Below are 16,093 nucleotides of genomic sequence, written 5' to 3' on the forward strand. Positions count from 1 at the left end.
GCACTAGGGCCACCCCGCCCTGTCGGGCTGAAAATCAGTGCGTCATAATGGCTTGTGAATGTGAACGCGTTCACAAGCGTGTCCCGGTTGCTCCCGTGATGTGTGCGACAAACGGGGCAAACCGCCGCTCACCACGGCGGAGTAAGGAGCTGACGACGTGGACTTGGCTTTGGCGCCAGAGACACTGGCGCGCTGGCAGTTCGGCATCACCACCGTCTACCACTTCCTGTTCGTCCCGCTGACGATCTCCCTGGCCGCCCTCACGGCCGGGCTGCAGACGGCCTGGGTACGCACGGAGAACGAGAAGTACCTCAAGGCGACCAAGTTCTGGGGCAAGCTCTTCCTGATCAACATCGCCATGGGCGTGGTCACCGGCATCGTGCAGGAGTTCCAGTTCGGCATGAACTGGTCCGACTACTCGCGCTTCGTCGGCGACATCTTCGGGGCCCCGCTCGCCTTCGAGGCACTGATCGCGTTCTTCTTCGAGTCCACCTTCATCGGCCTGTGGATCTTCGGCTGGGACAAGCTGCCCAAGAAGATCCACCTGGCCTGCATATGGATGGTCTCGATCGGCACGATCCTGTCGGCGTACTTCATCCTCGCGGCCAACTCCTGGATGCAGCACCCGGTCGGCTACAAGATCGACAAGGCCAGGCACCGCGCCGAGCTGACCGACTTCTGGGCCGTGCTGACTCAGAACACCGCGCTCAGCCAGGCCTTCCACACCCTGTCGGCGGCCTTCCTGACCGGTGGCGCCTTCATGGTCGGCATCGCCGCCTACCACCTGGCCCGCAAGAGGCACATCCGTGTGATGAAGACCTCGCTGCGGCTGGGCCTGGTCACCGTGGCCATCGCCGGTCTGCTCACCGCGATCAGCGGCGACACCCTCGGCAAGGTCATGTTCAAGCAGCAGCCGATGAAGATGGCGGCCGCCGAGGCGCTGTGGGACGGGCAGAAGCCGGCTCCCTTCTCGATCTTCGCCTACGGCGACGTGGAGAAGGGCCACAACACGGTGGCGATTGAGGTCCCCGGCCTGCTGTCCTTCCTGGCCGACGACGACTTCAGCTCGTACGTCCCCGGCATCAACGACGTCAACAAGGCCGAGCAGCAGAAGTTCGGCCCCGGTGACTACCGGCCCAACATCCCGGTCGCCTTCTGGGGCTTCCGCTGGATGATCGGCTTCGGCATGGCCTCCTTCGCCATCGGCCTGGCCGGACTGTGGCTGACCCGCAAGAAGTTCATGCTGCCCCAGCACCTGCGGGTCGGTGAGGACGAGGTGCCGCATCTGGTGCTGTTCAGGAACAAGGCGCTCAGCCCGCAGCTGACGCCCTGGTACTGGCGCATCGCGACCTGGACCCTGGCCTTCCCGCTGATAGCCAACTCCTGGGGCTGGATCTTCACCGAGATGGGTCGCCAGCCGTGGGTCGTCTACGGCGTCCTGCAGACCCGCGACGCGGTCTCCCCCGGGGTCTCCCAGGGCGAGGTCCTCACCTCGATGATCGTCTTCGCGTCGCTGTACGCGATCCTCGCCGTGGTCGAGGTCAAGCTGCTCACGAAGTACGTCAAGGCCGGCCCGCCCGAGCTGACCGAGGCCGACCTCAACCCGCCCACGAAGATCGGCGGCGACACCCGTGACGCCGACAAGCCGATGGCCTTCTCTTACTAGGCCGGGGGAACAGTCATGCATCTTCACGACGTCTGGTTCGTCCTGATCGCCGTTCTGTGGACCGGCTACTTCTTCCTGGAGGGCTTCGACTTCGGTGTCGGCATCCTCACCAAGCTGCTGGCCCGCAACCGGCCGGAGCGGCGGGTGCTGATCAACACCATCGGGCCCGTCTGGGACGGCAACGAGGTGTGGCTGCTCACCGCGGGCGGCGCGACCTTCGCCGCCTTCCCGGAGTGGTACGCCACCCTCTTCTCCGGCTTCTACCTTCCTCTGCTTGTCATCCTGGTCTGCCTGATCGTCCGGGGCGTCGCCTTCGAGTACCGGGCGAAGCGGCCCGAGGAGAACTGGCAGCGCAACTGGGAGCACGCGATCTTCTGGACCTCGCTGATCCCGGCGTTCCTGTGGGGCGTGGCCTTCGGGAACATCGTGCATGGCGTGAAGATCGACCAGCACTTCGAGTACGTCGGTACCGTCGGGGACCTGCTCAACCCCTACGCCCTGCTCGGCGGTCTGGTCACGCTCACGCTCTTCACCTTCCACGGGGCGGTGTTCACCGCGCTGAAGACCGTGGGGGACATCCGGGTGCGGGCACGGCAGCTGGCCCTGCGGGTCGGTCTCGTCACGGCCGTCGTGGCGCTCGCCTTCCTGCTGTGGACACAGGCCGACACCGGTAACACCAGGAGCCTGGTGGCCCTGATCGTGGCGGTCGCCGCGCTGGTCGCCGCTCTGGTGGCCAATCAGGCCGGGCGCGAGGGATGGTCGTTCGCCCTGTCCGGCGTCACCATCGTGGCCGCCGTGGCGATGCTCTTCCTGTCGCTCTTCCCGAACGTCATGCCGTCCACCCTCAACGGGGACTGGAGCCTGACGGTCACCAACGCCTCGTCGAGCCCGTACACCCTGAAGATCATGACCTGGTGTGCGGGGATCGCCACCCCGCTCGTCCTGCTCTACCAGGGCTGGACCTACTGGGTGTTCCGCAAGCGGATCGGCACGCAGCACATCGCCGATATCGCGCACTGAGTCCGCCGAGGGTGTGTTTCACGTGAAACACACCCTCTGGACCGAAGGGCACGTTTCACGTGAAACCAATCGATCCACGTCTGCTGCGGTACGCCCGCGCCACCCGGCTCTTCCTCGTGGCGGTCGTCGGCCTGGGAGCCGTCGGTGCGGGGCTGGTCATCGCCCAGGCGATGCTCATCGCCCAGGTCGTCGTCGGCGCCTTCCAGCACGGGCAGTCAGCCTCTGAACTGCGCACTCCCCTGCTGCTGTTGGTGGCCGTCGCCGGTGGCCGTGCGCTGGTCTCCTGGCTCACGGAACTCGCCGCCCACCGGGCGAGCGCGGCGGTGAAGTCCGAACTGCGCCGACGGCTGCTGGACCGGGCGTCGGCGCTCGATCCCGGGTGGCTGAGCGGCCAGCGAACCGGCTCGCTGGTCACCCTGGCCACGCGAGGCGTGGACGCCCTGGACGACTACTTCTCGCGCTATCTGCCGCAGTTGGGGCTCGCGGTGGTCGTGCCGGTGGCGGTGCTGGCGCGGATCGTCACCGAGGACTGGGTCTCGGCGGCGATCATCGTCGGTACTCTGCCGCTCATCCCGCTCTTCATGGTGCTGATCGGCTGGGCCACCCAGTCCCGGACGGACCGTCAGTGGCGGCTGCTGTCCCAGCTGTCCGGTCACTTCCTGGACGTGGTCGCAGGCCTGCCCACGCTGAAGGTGTTCGGCCGGGCCAAGGCGCAGGCCGAGTCCATCCGCCGGATCACCGGCGAGTACCGGCAGGCGACCATGCGGACCCTGCGGATCGCCTTTCTCTCCTCCTTCGCCCTGGAACTGCTCGCCACGCTGTCGGTAGCCCTGGTCGCGGTGACGATCGGCATGCGGCTCGTCCACGGCGACATGGACCTGTACATCGGCCTCGTGATCCTCGTGCTGGCGCCCGAGGCCTACCTTCCGCTGCGCCAGGTCGGCGCGCAGTACCACGCGGCGGCGGAGGGGCTCGCCGCCGCGGAGGAGATCTTCGCGGTACTGGAGACACCGGTCCCGGCGTCCGGCACCGGTGCGGTGCCCGCGGGCGCGGTGGCCTTCGAGGGGGTCACCGTCCGCTACCCCGGCCGCTCCGCCGATGCCGTGACCGACGTGTCCTTCACTGTTGAGCCCGGTGAGACGGTCGCGCTGGTCGGGCCGAGCGGTGTGGGCAAGTCGACGCTGCTGAACGTACTGCTGGGCTTCGTGGAGCCCGCCGTCGGCCGGGTGCGGATCGGTGGCACGGACCTCGCGGGCCTGGACCTGGAGGAGTGGCGGTCGCGGATCGCGTGGGTGCCGCAGCGGCCGCATCTGTACGCCGGGACGATCGCGGAGAACGTACGGCTGGCCCGGCCCGACGCGGACGACGGTGCCGTACGGCGGGCGCTGCGGGACGCGGGGGCGTTGGAGTTCGTGGACGCGCTGCCCGAGGGCGTCGATACGGTGCTCGGTGAGTACGGGGCCGGGTTGTCGGCGGGGCAGCGGCAGCGGCTGGCGTTGGCGCGGGCGTTTCTCGCGGACCGGCCTGTGCTGTTGTTGGACGAGCCGACGGCCGCGCTGGACGGGGAGACCGAGGCGGAGGTCGTGGCGGCGGTGCGGAGGCTTGCCGTCGGCCGTACGGTGCTGCTCGTTGTGCATCGGCCCGCGCTGTTGGATGTGGCTGACCGGGTCGTGCGGCTCACCGACCGTGGGCCCGCCGGGGGGCTCCGCCTTCGCCCGACCACCACCCGAAACCGTCGGCTGGAAGGTGGGCCGACGGGGTCCGGGCCCGGCGGGCTGGAAAGCGATCCGGCAGAGTCTTTGAGTGACCCTGCCGAGCAGGCCCCCGCGCGTTCCCGGCGCGTGCTCGCCCGGGTGCGTGGGCTCGCTGGGCCGCAGCGGGGGCGGCTGGTGCTTGCCCTGGTCCTCGGGGCTCTGGCGCTCGGCAGTGCTGTCGGGCTGATGGCGACGTCCGGGTGGCTCATCTCGCGGGCTTCGCAACAGCCGCCCGTGCTGTATCTGATGGTGGCCGTGACCGCGACGCGGGCCTTCGGGATCGGGCGGGCCGTCTTCCGGTACGCAGAGCGGCTGGTGTCGCACGACGCGGTGCTGCGGATGCTGGCGGACACCCGGGTCGCCGTCTACCGGCGCCTGGAGCGACTGGCACCCGCTGGACTGCGCAGCGCCCGCCGTGGCGATCTGCTGACCCGGCTGGTCGCGGACGTGGACGCGTTCCAGGACTACTGGCTGCGCTGGCTGCTGCCCGCGTCGGTCGCCGTCGCCGTCTCCGCCGCCTCCGTCGGCTTCACCGCCTGGCTGCTGCCCGAGGCCGGGGCGGCCCTCGCGGTGGGCCTCGTGGCGGCCGGTGTCGGTGTCCCGCTGGTCACCGCTGCCGTGGCCCGGCGCGCCGAACGGCGGCTCGCTCCCGCCCGGGGTCTGCTCGCCACCCGCGTCACCGATCTGCTCACCGGCACCGCGGAGCTGACCGTCGCCGGTGCGTTGCCCGCCCGTAAGGACGCGGCCCGGCGTGCCGACGGCACCCTCACCCGGATCGCCTCGCGTGCCGCCGTGGCCACCGCGCTCGGCGACGGGCTCACCGCGCTGGTCTCCGGCCTGACCGTGGCGGCCACCGCGCTGTTCGGCGCCCAGGCAGTGGGCGCGGGCCGGCTGTCCGGCGTGGCGATGGCCGTTGTCGTCCTCACTCCGCTGGCCGCCTTCGAAGCCGTACTGGGGCTGCCGCTCGCCGTGCGCCACCGGCAGCGGGTGCGGCGGAGCGCGGAGCGGGTGTACGAGGTGCTGGACGCCCCGGAGCCCGTACGCGAACCCCAGCAGCCCCGGCAAGCGCCCGCCTCGCCGTTCCCGCTGGTCGTCAGGGGGCTCGCCGCGCGGTACGAGGGGCAGCGGCGGGAGGCGCTGGCCCGGTTCGATCTCACGCTGGAGAAGGGGCGCCGGATCGCCGTGGTCGGGGCCTCGGGTTCCGGCAAGACGACCCTCGCCCAGGTCCTGCTGCGCTTCCTCGACGCGCAGGAGGGCACGTACACGCTCGCCGGTGTCGACGCGTACGCGCTGGCCGGCGACGACGTACGGCGGCTCGTCGGGCTGTGTGCACAGGACGCGCATCTCTTCGACAGCTCGGTGCGCGAGAACCTGCTGCTGGCCAGGAAGGACGCCACCGAGGACGAGCTGCGCCGGGCGCTGGGCCGGGCCCGGCTGCTGGACTGGGTGGACGGGCTGCCCGACGGCCTGGACACCCTCGTCGGCGAGCACGGGGCGCGGCTGTCCGGCGGGCAGCGGCAGCGCCTCGCACTGGCCCGCGCGCTGCTGGCCGACTTCCCCGTCCTGGTCCTCGACGAGCCGGCCGAGCATCTGGACCTGCCGACGGCCGACGCGCTCACCGCCGATCTGCTGGCCGCCACGGAGGGCCGTACGACACTGCTGATCACCCACCGGCTGGCGGGGCTGGAGGCGGTGGACGAGGTGGTCGTGCTCGACGCGGGCCGGGTCGTGCAGCGGGGCGCGTACGCGGAACTGCTCGCGGTGGACGGGCCGTTGCGGGCGATGGCACTGCGGGAGGAGGAGGCGGAGGCGCTGGTGGGGGCCGGGTGACGCCCTGCGCATGCCGCTGCTAGAAGCGTTCCGCCAGCAGCTGCTCGATGACGACGGCCACGCCGTCCTCGTTGTTGGCGACCGTACGGCCCGACGCGGCGGCGAGGACGTCCGGGTGGGCGTTGCCCATCGCGTACGACCGGCCCGCCCAGGTCAGCATCTCCAGGTCGTTCGGCATGTCGCCGAAGGCGACGACCTCCTCGTGCGAGATGCCGCGCTCGGCACAGCACAGGGCGAGCGTGCTGGCCTTGGAGACCTCGGGGCCGCTCAGTTCCAGCAGGGCGCTGGGGCTGGAGCGGGTGACGTTGGCGCGGTCGCCGATCGCGAGCCGGGCGAGCATGAGGAAGGCGTCCGGGTCGAGGTCCGGGTGGTAGGCCAGGATCTTGAGCACGGGCTGGCCGGCGTCCGGGCCGTCGGGGGCGAGGAGCCGCTCGGCGGGCAGGAGGTTGTCCGGTATCTCCATGTGCAGCTTGGGATAGTCGGGCTCCTGGTGGAAGCCGTACGTCTGCTCCACCGCGAACACCGTGCCGGGCGCCGCCGCGCGCAGCCGCCGTACGGCGTCCAGGGCGTTGGTGCGGGCCAGTTCGCGCACCTTGACGAACCGGTGGGCGCCGGGGCCGCCGTGCAGGTCGACCACGGCGGCGCCGTTGCCGCAGATCGCCAGGCCGTGGCCGTGGACGTGGTTGCTGACGACGTCCATCCAGCGGGCCGGGCGGCCGGTGACGAAGAAGACCTCGATGCCCGCTTCCTCGGCGGCGGCCAGCGCGGCCACGGTCCGCGGGGAGACCGACTTGTCGTCACGCAGCAGCGTGCCGTCGAGGTCGGTGGCGATCAGCCGCGGGGGCGCGGCGGCGGCAGGGGTCCCGGGCTGTCTGGTCGCTGAGGTCACCGGCCCATTCTCGCGCATATGCCCGCACGGCCGTGCGCTCCCGCGCACAGATGAGACGCAGATGACGTCAGTTCAGTTGGGCGAGCCCGTCCATGGCGATCTGCTCGAAGGCCTTCTCGTCCGCGGCGAAGTCGGAGTCCGGGATGGGCCAGTGGATCACGATCTCGGTGAAGCCCAGGTCCCGGTGCCGGCCGGCGAAGTCCACGAAGGCGTCCACGGACTGAAGCAGGGTCCCGCGGTCCGGGGTGAAGCCGGTGAGCAGGATCTTGTCCAGCTCGGCCATGTCCCGTCCGACAGCTGCGCAGGCCTCGGACAGCTTGCCCATCTGGCCGCGCAGGGCCTCGACGGACTGCTCCGGGGTGCCCGTCTCGTACAGCTTCGGGTCGCCCGTGGTGACCCACGCCTGTCCGTGCCGCGCGGCGAGCCTGAGGCCGCGGGGGCCGGTGGCCGCCACCGCGAACGGCAGCCGGGGCCGCTGGACACAGCCCGGGATGTTCCGCGCCTCGCCCGCCGAGTAGAACCGGCCCTCGTACGACACCGCGTCCTCGGTGAGCAGCCGGTCGAGCAGGGGCACGAACTCGGCCAAGCGGTCGGCGCGTTCGCGCGGGCTCCACGGCTCCTGGCCGAGCGCCGTGGCGTCGAAGCCGGTGCCGCCCGCGCCGATGCCGAGGGTGATCCGGCCGCCGGAGATGTCGTCGAGGGTGATCAGCTCCTTGGCGAGGGTCACCGGGTGCCGGAAGTTCGGCGAGGTCACCAGCGTGCCGAGACGCAGGCGCTCGGTGACTCCGGCGGCGGCGGTCAGGGTCGGGACCGCGCCGAACCACGGGCCGTCACGGAAGCTGCGCCAGGAAAGGTGGTCGTAGGTGTACGCGGTGTGGAAGCCGAGCTGCTCGGCCCGGGTCCAGGTCGAACGGCCGCCTTCGCTCCAGCGGCGGTAGGGCAGGATCACGGTGCTCAGACGCAGACTCATGCGTTCGAGGGTAAGCGGCCCCACTGACTACGGACGAAACGGTCACCGAACGTTCTGGCTCAGCCACGGTCCGAGCAGGACCATCGGAATGTACTCCGTGTGCGCGCGGTCGCCGGGCAGCGGGACGACCAGACGGTAGCCGGGCGGGAAGCGGCGCGCCCGGACATGGGCGAGGCCCTCGAAGACGGAGCGGAGGAAGGCCGGTACGTCGTCGCGCGCGATGTCGGGGCACTCGACGCCCTCGACGGTGATCAGCGCGTCGTCGTCCGGATAGAGCCGCACGCTCACCCGGGGCACGCCGCCGAACTCGACGTACGCCTCGTGCGGCAGGGAGCCGTCCGGGTCCGTGGTCACCCCGATGCCCGCGGCGCTGCGCCGGGAGGTCTGGTCGGCGCCGATGTCATGGGTCACCTCGATCTCGCGCGCGTAGCGTGCGGCGAGGTCACGCAGGGCGGTGACGGCGGCCTGGGTGGTCGGCAGGTGCTCGCGCTCGGGCAAGTGGTCCATACCACTGATCATGACATCGCCGATCGCCGCGGCCGATCGCTGCGTCGCCGATCGCGACCGCGCGCGCGTGAAGCTCACTGCGGACCGGGAAACCGCAGATAGCGCGCCGGTACGGTCTTCGTCAGCCAGACTCCGTTGGCGCTGACGTGGAACACATGGCCGTCGCGGTGCATGGCGCCCGCGTCGACGGCGAGCACCACGGGGCGGCCGCGACGGGCGCCGACCCGGGTGGCGGTCTCGCGGTCGGCGGAGAGGTGGACGTCGTGCCGGTTCATGGGCCTGAGCCCCTCCGCGCGGATCGCGTCCAGGTTGCGGGCGACGGTCCCGTGGTAGAGGTACGGCGGCGGGGTCACCGGGGGCAGTCCGAGGTCGACCTCGATGCTGTGGCCCTGGCTGGCGCGGATTCTGGTCCCCTCGACCGCGAAACGCTGTTTGTCGTTGGCGGCCACCACGTGGTCCAGCTCCTCGCGCGTGATCGGGAACCCGTGGGCGGCGGCCGCGGCGATCAGGGCGTCGATCTCCACCCAGCCGGCCGGGTCCGGGGCCAGCCCGATCCGCTCCGGCTGGTGGCGCAGGTGCTTGGAGAGGTACTTCGACACCTTCACGGTGCGTCTCTCGTCGATGGGTCTTTCGTTCATGCGTCCAGCGTGCGGGAGAGACGTGGATCACGCAGGTTTTTTTGTTCGCAGGTTTGATCCACAACCAAGTGCCGTTATCCACAGGTGAATTGGCAACTCTGTGGACAAGTGGCGTGCGAATTAGGGTGATTCGCGAAGATCGTTGTCACCAAAGGAGCCTGTGGTCAGCCGGTCCAACGCCCGTGCTCTCACCTCTCGTTCGGCCGCCAGCGCGATGAACTCGGAGACATGCCCGGGACCAACAAGCCTTTCCACGGCGGAGATCGTCTCGGCGGGCAGAGGCACGGAACGGGTGGCGGACGGCTCCGCCGTCGGCATCTCCGTGATCAGGTGCGTGCGCAGGTGCCGAGTGGCCAACGTGCGCATGGCGCGCGCCAGTTCGGCCTCCACCGTCTGCTGGGCCAGGGGCCGCAGGCGACGGACCAGGGAGGCCGCTTCCGCCGCGTGCGCGTCCGTGCGGTGACCTGGATCGTCCAGATAGCGCGCGAAGACGTACTCGGTGGTGAACTCCAGGAAACGGGCCGCGATGTGCTCGACCTGGCCCCTCAACTCCCGCAGGTGGCCGGAGATCGCGGACAGCGGGACCCCGGCCGCGTGCAACTCGACGGCCACGGACAGCTCTTGGGGGCTCGGCACCAGGAACGTGTCCGGGTCGCCGTCGATCCGCTCCAGCACGCCCAGCTCGACCGCCTCCGCCACGGCGTCGTCGTCGGGGGTGCCGCCGAAGCGGACGTCGAGCTCGGTGCGGGTGACGCGGTCGGGGCGCTCGTCGGTCCAGGGGCCCTCGACCTCGTTGACCAGACCGAGCACTCCGCCCAGGCCCCGGCCGGTGTCCCAGGCCTCCAGCAGCTCCTTGATCGAGGCCAGGGTGTAGCCGCGGTCGAGGAGATGGGCGATCTGGTGGAGCCGGGTGACGTGCGCCTCGGAGTAGACGTTGGCCCGCCCCCGGCGCTCGGGCCGGGGGAGCAGACCACGGTCCTGGTAGGCGCGGATGGTTCTCACGGTGGTGTGGGTCCGGTGGGCCAGATCTTCGATGCGGTAGGCGTTCTGGGCCGGGGGGTCGGGCATGGGGCGCTCCTAGCCTGGTGGCCGGGGCGGTTCGCCGGCGCTTGCCGGGTGCCGCTCGGCTTGGGGACGGGCGCCGCTCCAGCGGTACGACTGCCCGCAGTTGCGCGGGTACGACTGCCGCCTCTTGCGCCCCTCACAACCTCGGCTCGACCCGTGCCAGTCTGCGCAGCGTCCCCGGCGCAAACCGTGACAACAGACGGGCGCCCCTTGCCTCCGGGGTCACCGGCACCACGGCCGTGTTGCGGCTCACCGCGTCCAGGATCGCCGCGGCCACCTTCTCCGGCGGGTAGTTGCGCAGGCCGTACAGCCGGGCGGAGTTCTTCTGGCGGCGGCGCTCCTCCGCCTCGTCGACGCCGGCGAAGCGGGCCGTGGAGGTGATGCTGGTGTTGACGAAGCCGGGGCAGATCGCGCTCACCCCGATGCCCTGCCCGGCGAGTTCGGCGCGCAGGCACTCGGAGAGCATCAGCACCGCCGCCTTGGAGGTGCTGTAGGCGGGCAGCGCCCGGGAGGGCTGATAGGCCGCCGCAGAGGTGACGTTGACGATGTGGCCGCCCTGGCCGCGCTCGCTCATCCGCGCGCCGAAGAGCCGGCAGCCGTGGATCACGCCCCACAGGTTCACGTCCAGGACCTTGCGCCAGTCCTCGGTCGTGGTGGCGAAGAACGAGCCGGACAGGCCGATGCCCGCGTTGTTGACCAGCACGTCCAGCACGCCGTACGCGCGGTGCACCTTCTCGGCGAGCTTCTCCATCGCCTCCTCGTCGGAGACGTCGGCGGTCTCCGCCCAGGCCTCGGGTGCGCCGATCAGCCGGGCGAGTTCGGCGGTGCGGGCGGCGGCCTCGGCGTCGCGGTCGACCGCGACCACACGCGCGCCGGCCTCCGCGAAGGCGAACGCCGTGGCCCGGCCGATGCCGCTGCCCGCGCCGGTGACCAGCACCAACTGCCCGCCGAACCGGTCGGCGTGGCGGCCGGTGGCCTTGGGTTCCGGTCGGCCGCCGTCCACGGACATGATGAATTCCTCGATCCAGGACGTGAGTTGGTCGGGCCGCGTGCGCGGCACCCAGTGCTTGGCGGGGAGCGTGCGCCGGGTCAGCCGCGGCACCCACCGCTCCAGGTCGTCGTAGAGCCGCTCGGACAGGAACGCGTCCCCCTGGGGCGTGATGAGCTGCACGGGCGCGTGTGCGTACGCGTCCGGGCGCGGTCTGGTCAGCCGGGCGCGGACGTTGTCCCGGTACAGCCAGGCGCCGTGCGCCGCGTCGGAGGGCAGGGAGGCGGTCGGGTAGTCACCGCCGGGGACCTTCTCGACCCGCTCCAGGATCCTCGGCCAGCGCCTGCCGAGCGGGCCGCGCCAGGCCAGCTCGGGCAGGACGGGCGTGTGCAGCAGGTACACGTACCAGGACTTGGCGCCCTGGCCGAGGAGCTGGCCCACCCGGCGGGGCGTCGGACGCTTCACGCGCGCGTTGATCCAGTGCCCGAAGTGGTCCAGGGACGGGCCCGAGATCGAGGTGAAGGAGGCGATACGGCCCTCCGTGCGGCCCACCGTGACGAACTCCCACGACTGCACCGAGCCCCAGTCGTGCCCGACCAGGTGCACCGGCCGGTCCGGGCTGACCGCGTCCACCACGGTCAGGAAGTCGTCGGTGAGCTTGGCCAGCGTGAAGCCGCCGCGCAGCGGCTTCGGCGCCGTCGACTCGCCGTGGCCCCGGACGTCGTACAGCACCACGTGGAAGCGGTCGGCGAGGCGGGCGGCGACCTCCGACCAGACCTCCTTGCTGTCCGGGTAGCCGTGCACCAGCACCACTGTCGGCTGCTCCGGATCGCCCAGCTCGGCCACGCACAGGTCGACCCCGCCGGTGGCGATGCGGCGCTCCCGCGCACCTTTCAGCGTCACTTCTCCTCCGCCCAGCGCCGCACGTGCGGCAGATCGTCGTCCAGGCAGAACGCGCTCTGTTCGGGGTCCTTGGAGTCGGTGACCACGAGGATCTCCTCGAACTTCGCGCCCGTACCCCGGAAGCCGAGGTGGGGTTCGACCGCCCACAGGCCCGGCTGCGGCGGGTGGTCGGAGAAGCGGTACCGCGACCACAGGGGTGACCAGCCCTCGCGGTGGCCGTGCAGGGCGTCGGCGGCCAGCCCCTTCAGGGACTGCGTGCCGAACCCGAACAGGTGGGGCGAGAAGCGGCGTTGCCTCACCCGGTCCACCTTGTGGGCGATCACACCGAACGGGTACGCGCGATGCCGGTTGGCGTAGCCCTGGCGGACCATGAGCCGGTCCACGTCCTCGTAGATCTCGCGCAGCGGGCGCCGCTCGCGCACCTCGCGCAGGATCAGCTCGCGGTGCGCCTCCAGGTCGGCCATCAGCCGGTCCTGCACCGGGTTGACGCCGAGTGAGCCCGAGTAGCCGATGTCCGCCGTGTATCCCTCGTGGACCGGCGCCATGTCCAGGATGAACGGCATCCCGGGCTCCAGGGCGCGGTCGGTGGGGAAGAACTGCAGGGGTATGCGGAAGTTCACGAACGCCGTGCGGTCGCCGAACCAGGCGAAGGGCAGGTGGAACCAGTCCCGCACCCCGCGCCCGCGCAGCCACTCCCGCTGCATCCGCGCCGCCTCGCGCTCGGTCACGCCCGGCTCCAGGCGCGCCGCGACCGCCTCCGCACACTCGTAGGCGAGGCGTTGCACCCGCCTGAAGCCCCGTAGTTCCACGGAGAGTTCGCTGCTCACTGCCGTCGTCATGCCGCCCCGTCCCGTTGTGCCGCCGATTCGTCCCATCGACTGCGGTACGCGTCCGTAACTTGACACCGGTGAATGTGACAGTTGTTAGAGGCGGCGTCAATAGGAGGGACGGCAGGCTGTGGAAAACCCGCGGTAACCCTTAGGCAGGGCATCCCCTAGGGCCCCGTAATACCTGGGTCTGACGCCAAGACGGCTCTGAAGTCTGACGACCGGCGTGGCCGGAATCACTACGGTCGAAGGCGTGACTGTGATCGCGACCGAAAGCCTGAGCAAGCGGTTCCCCCGGGTGACCGCGCTCGACCGGCTGTCCGTGGACATCGGACCCGGTGTGACCGGACTCGTCGGAGCCAACGGCGCCGGCAAGTCCACCCTGATCAAGATCCTGCTGGGTCTGTCCCCCGCCACGGAGGGCCGCGCCGAGGTGCTCGGCCTCGACGTCGCCACCAACGGCGGCGCCATCCGCGAGCGCGTCGGGTACATGCCGGAGCACGACTGCCTGCCGCCCGACGTCTCGGCCACCGAGTTCGTCGTCCACATGGCACGGATGTCCGGCCTGCCGCCCACCGCCGCGCGTGAGCGCACCGCGGACACCCTGCGCCATGTCGGTCTGTACGAGGAGCGCTACCGCCCCATCGGCGGCTACTCGACAGGCATGAAGCAGCGGGTGAAACTCGCTCAGGCGCTGGTGCACGACCCGCAGCTGGTGTTCCTGGACGAGCCGACCAACGGCCTCGACCCGGTCGGCCGGGACGAGATGCTCGGCCTGATCCGCCGCATCCACACCGACTTCGGCATCTCGGTCCTGGTCACCTCCCATCTGCTGGGCGAACTCGAGCGCACCTGCGACCACGTCGTCGTCATCGACGGCGGCAAGCTGCTGCGCTCCAGCTCCACCACCGACTTCACCCAGACCACGACCACCCTCGCGATCGAGGTCACCGACAGCGAGACCCACCCCGACGGCACCCGCGCGGTCCGCGACGCGCTCCACGCGCGCGGGGTCGACACGCAGAACGAGGGCGCGGGGCTCCCCGGCGCGGGACACATCCTGCTGCTGACCGCCGAGGGCGAGGAGACCTACGACCTCGTCCGGGACGTCGTCGCCGACCTCGGCCTCGGCCTGGTGCGCATGGAGCAGCGCCGGCACCACATCCTGGAAGTCTTCCGGGACAGCGACGAGCAGCGGAAGGAGGCGGCCGTCCATGGCGGTTGAGAACCCCCTGGCCACCCCGGCGGGCGACCAGACCCGCATCCACGACATCGGCTACCGCGGTTACGACGGCCCCCGCCTCGGCCGCGCCTACGCCCGCCGCTCGCTGTACGCGCAGTCGCTGCGCGGCTCCTACGGCCTCGGCCGCTCGGTGAAGTCCAAGGTGCTGCCGATGGTGCTGTTCGCGGTGATGTGCGTGCCCGCCGCCATCATGGTGGCCGTCACCGTCTTCACCAAGGCGCACGAACTGCCCGTGACCTACACCCGGTACGCGATCATCATGCAGGCCGTGATCAGCCTGTACGTCGCCGCGCAGGCACCCCAGTCCGTCTCCCGCGACCTGCGCTTCAAGACCGTACCGCTGTACTTCTCGCGGCCCATCGAGACCGCCGACTACGTCCGCGCCAAGTTCGCGGCGCTCGCCTCGGCGATCTTCATCCTGACCGCCGCTCCCCTGCTCGTGATGTACGTGGGCGCGCTGCTGGCCAAGCTGGGCTTCGCCCACCAGACCAAGGAATTCGCCGAGGGACTGGTGTCCGTGGCGCTGCTCTCCCTGCTCTTCGCCGGCATCGGCCTGGTCATCGCCGCCGTCACCCCGCGCCGGGGCTTCGGCATCGCCGCCGTGATCGCCGTGCTGATCATCTCCTACGGCGCGGTCTCCACACTCCAGGCCATCGCGAACGTGCAGAACCACTCGAGCGTCATCCCGTGGATCGGCCTGTTCTCGCCCGTCACGCTCATCGACGGCGTCCAGTCGGCCTTCCTCGGCGCGACCGCCCGCAACCCCGGAGCGATCAACCCGTCGGCCGGACAGGGCGTGGTCTACGTCCTGGTCGTCCTCGCCCTGATCGCCGGCAGCTACGGCCTCCTCATGCGCCGCTACAGGAAGGTGGGCCTGTGACCACCCTCAGCATCGACCACGTCTCGCGCTGGTTCGGCAACGTGGTCGCCGTCAACGACATCACCATGACCATCGGCCCCGGCGTCACCGGACTGCTCGGTCCCAACGGCGCCGGAAAGTCCACCCTGATCAACATGATGGGCGGCTTCCTCGCCCCCTCCACCGGCACGGTCACCCTCGACGGACAGCCGGTGTGGCGCAACGAGCAGATCTACCGGCACATCGGCATCGTCCCCGAGCGCGAGGCGATGTACGACTTCCTCACCGGCCTCGAGTTCGTCGTCGCCAACGCCGAACTGCACGGACTCGGCGCCAAGGCGGCGCAGAAGGCGCTGGCCACGGTGGAGATGGAGTACGCGCAGGACCGGAAGATCTCCACGTACTCCAAGGGCATGCGCCAGCGCGTGAAGATGGCCAGCGCCCTCGTCCACGAGCCGTCCCTGCTCCTGCTGGACGAGCCGTTCAACGGTATGGACCCACGCCAGCGCATGCAACTGATGGACCTGCTGCGGAAGATGGGCGACGAGGGCCGCACCGTGCTGTTCTCCTCGCACATCCTCGAAGAGGTCGAGCAGCTCGCCCGGCACATCGAGGTCGTCGTCGCGGGCAGGCACGCGGCCAGCGGCGACTTCCGTAGGATCCGCCGCCTGATGACCGACCGCCCGCACCGCTACCTGGTGCGCTCCAGCGACGACCGCGCCCTCGCGGCCGCGCTGATCGCCGACCCCTCCACGGCCGGCATCGAGGTCGACCACAGCGAGGGCGCGCTGCGCGTCCAGGCCGTCGACTTCGGCCGCTTCACCGCCCTGCTGCCGAAGGTCGCCCGGGACCACGGCATCCGGCTCCTCACCGTCTCGCCGTCGGACGAGTCCCTGGAGTCCGTCTTCTCGTACCTGGTCGCGGCGTAGGAGGC

13 protein-coding genes are annotated in these 16,093 nt (G+C 70.7%); 6 read left to right on the top strand and 7 right to left on the bottom strand.

Going from position 1 to position 16,093, the window contains the following annotated elements; translation table 11 throughout:
• Positions 1-157: 157 nt before the first annotated feature.
• From ACH47Z_RS14860 to cydD, 3 genes are read left to right on the top strand one after another with little or no spacing between them, the layout of a single operon-like run.
• Positions 158-1,666: a cytochrome ubiquinol oxidase subunit I gene (locus ACH47Z_RS14860; protein ID WP_399073631.1), complete on the top strand. Its 1,509-nt coding sequence runs from the start codon at positions 158-160 to the stop codon at positions 1,664-1,666.
• A 15-nt stretch (positions 1,667-1,681) separates the two neighbouring features.
• Positions 1,682-2,686, top strand: coding sequence for a cytochrome d ubiquinol oxidase subunit II (gene cydB, locus ACH47Z_RS14865; protein ID WP_399073632.1), 1,005 nt, complete (start codon positions 1,682-1,684; stop codon positions 2,684-2,686).
• A gap of 59 nt (positions 2,687-2,745) precedes the next feature.
• Positions 2,746-6,270, top strand: coding sequence for a thiol reductant ABC exporter subunit CydD (cydD, locus tag ACH47Z_RS14870; protein WP_399073633.1), 3,525 nt, complete (start codon positions 2,746-2,748; stop codon positions 6,268-6,270).
• A 19-nt stretch (positions 6,271-6,289) separates the two neighbouring features.
• On the opposite strand, the gene ACH47Z_RS14875 is transcribed toward cydD, so the two are convergent.
• From ACH47Z_RS14875 to ACH47Z_RS14905, 7 genes are all read right to left on the bottom strand, one after another.
• Positions 6,290-7,177 carry an HAD-IIB family hydrolase gene (locus ACH47Z_RS14875; protein ID WP_399073634.1) on the bottom strand — a complete coding sequence of 296 codons (888 nt, stop codon included), beginning with the start codon at positions 7,175-7,177 and terminating at the stop codon, positions 6,290-6,292.
• 49 nt (positions 7,178-7,226) lie between these two features.
• A complete protein-coding gene (locus ACH47Z_RS14880; protein ID WP_399073635.1) occupies positions 7,227-8,129 on the bottom strand; it encodes an LLM class flavin-dependent oxidoreductase in 903 nt (300 codons plus the stop codon).
• Positions 8,130-8,171: 42 nt separating this feature from the next.
• Positions 8,172-8,648 carry a hypothetical protein gene (locus ACH47Z_RS14885; RefSeq protein ID WP_399073636.1) on the bottom strand — a complete coding sequence of 159 codons (477 nt, stop codon included), beginning with the start codon at positions 8,646-8,648 and terminating at the stop codon, positions 8,172-8,174.
• 62 nt (positions 8,649-8,710) lie between these two features.
• Complete coding sequence (locus ACH47Z_RS14890; protein WP_399073736.1) at positions 8,711-9,259, bottom strand: RNA 2'-phosphotransferase; 549 nt, start codon at positions 9,257-9,259, stop codon at positions 8,711-8,713.
• 135 nt (positions 9,260-9,394) lie between these two features.
• Positions 9,395-10,342, bottom strand: coding sequence for a MerR family transcriptional regulator (locus ACH47Z_RS14895; RefSeq protein ID WP_399073637.1), 948 nt, complete (start codon positions 10,340-10,342; stop codon positions 9,395-9,397).
• Positions 10,343-10,475: 133 nt separating this feature from the next.
• Complete coding sequence (locus tag ACH47Z_RS14900; RefSeq protein WP_399073638.1) at positions 10,476-12,230, bottom strand: SDR family oxidoreductase; 1,755 nt, start codon at positions 12,228-12,230, stop codon at positions 10,476-10,478.
• Positions 12,227-13,069, bottom strand: a complete 843-nt coding sequence (locus ACH47Z_RS14905) for a M24 family metallopeptidase (protein ID WP_399073639.1) — start codon at positions 13,067-13,069, stop codon at positions 12,227-12,229. The genes ACH47Z_RS14900 and ACH47Z_RS14905 overlap by 4 nt, the downstream gene beginning before the upstream one ends.
• A 247-nt stretch (positions 13,070-13,316) precedes the next feature.
• Here ACH47Z_RS14905 and ACH47Z_RS14910 point away from each other — a divergent pair, with 247 nt between their 5' ends.
• From ACH47Z_RS14910 to ACH47Z_RS14920, 3 genes are read left to right on the top strand one after another with little or no spacing between them, the layout of a single operon-like run.
• A complete protein-coding gene (locus tag ACH47Z_RS14910; RefSeq protein ID WP_399073737.1) occupies positions 13,317-14,282 on the top strand; it encodes an ABC transporter ATP-binding protein in 966 nt (321 codons plus the stop codon).
• Positions 14,272-15,180 carry an ABC transporter permease gene (locus ACH47Z_RS14915; protein ID WP_399073640.1) on the top strand — a complete coding sequence of 303 codons (909 nt, stop codon included), beginning with the start codon at positions 14,272-14,274 and terminating at the stop codon, positions 15,178-15,180. Before ACH47Z_RS14910 ends, ACH47Z_RS14915 begins: the two co-directional genes overlap by 11 nt.
• Positions 15,177-16,088 carry an ABC transporter ATP-binding protein gene (locus ACH47Z_RS14920; RefSeq protein WP_399073641.1) on the top strand — a complete coding sequence of 304 codons (912 nt, stop codon included), beginning with the start codon at positions 15,177-15,179 and terminating at the stop codon, positions 16,086-16,088. Before ACH47Z_RS14915 ends, ACH47Z_RS14920 begins: the two co-directional genes overlap by 4 nt.
• The last annotated feature ends 5 nt before the right edge of the window (positions 16,089-16,093 follow it).

It is taken from the genome of Streptomyces sp. NPDC020192, from assembly GCF_044388685.1.
In the GTDB taxonomy this organism is placed as follows: Bacteria; Actinomycetota; Actinomycetes; order Streptomycetales; family Streptomycetaceae; genus Streptomyces.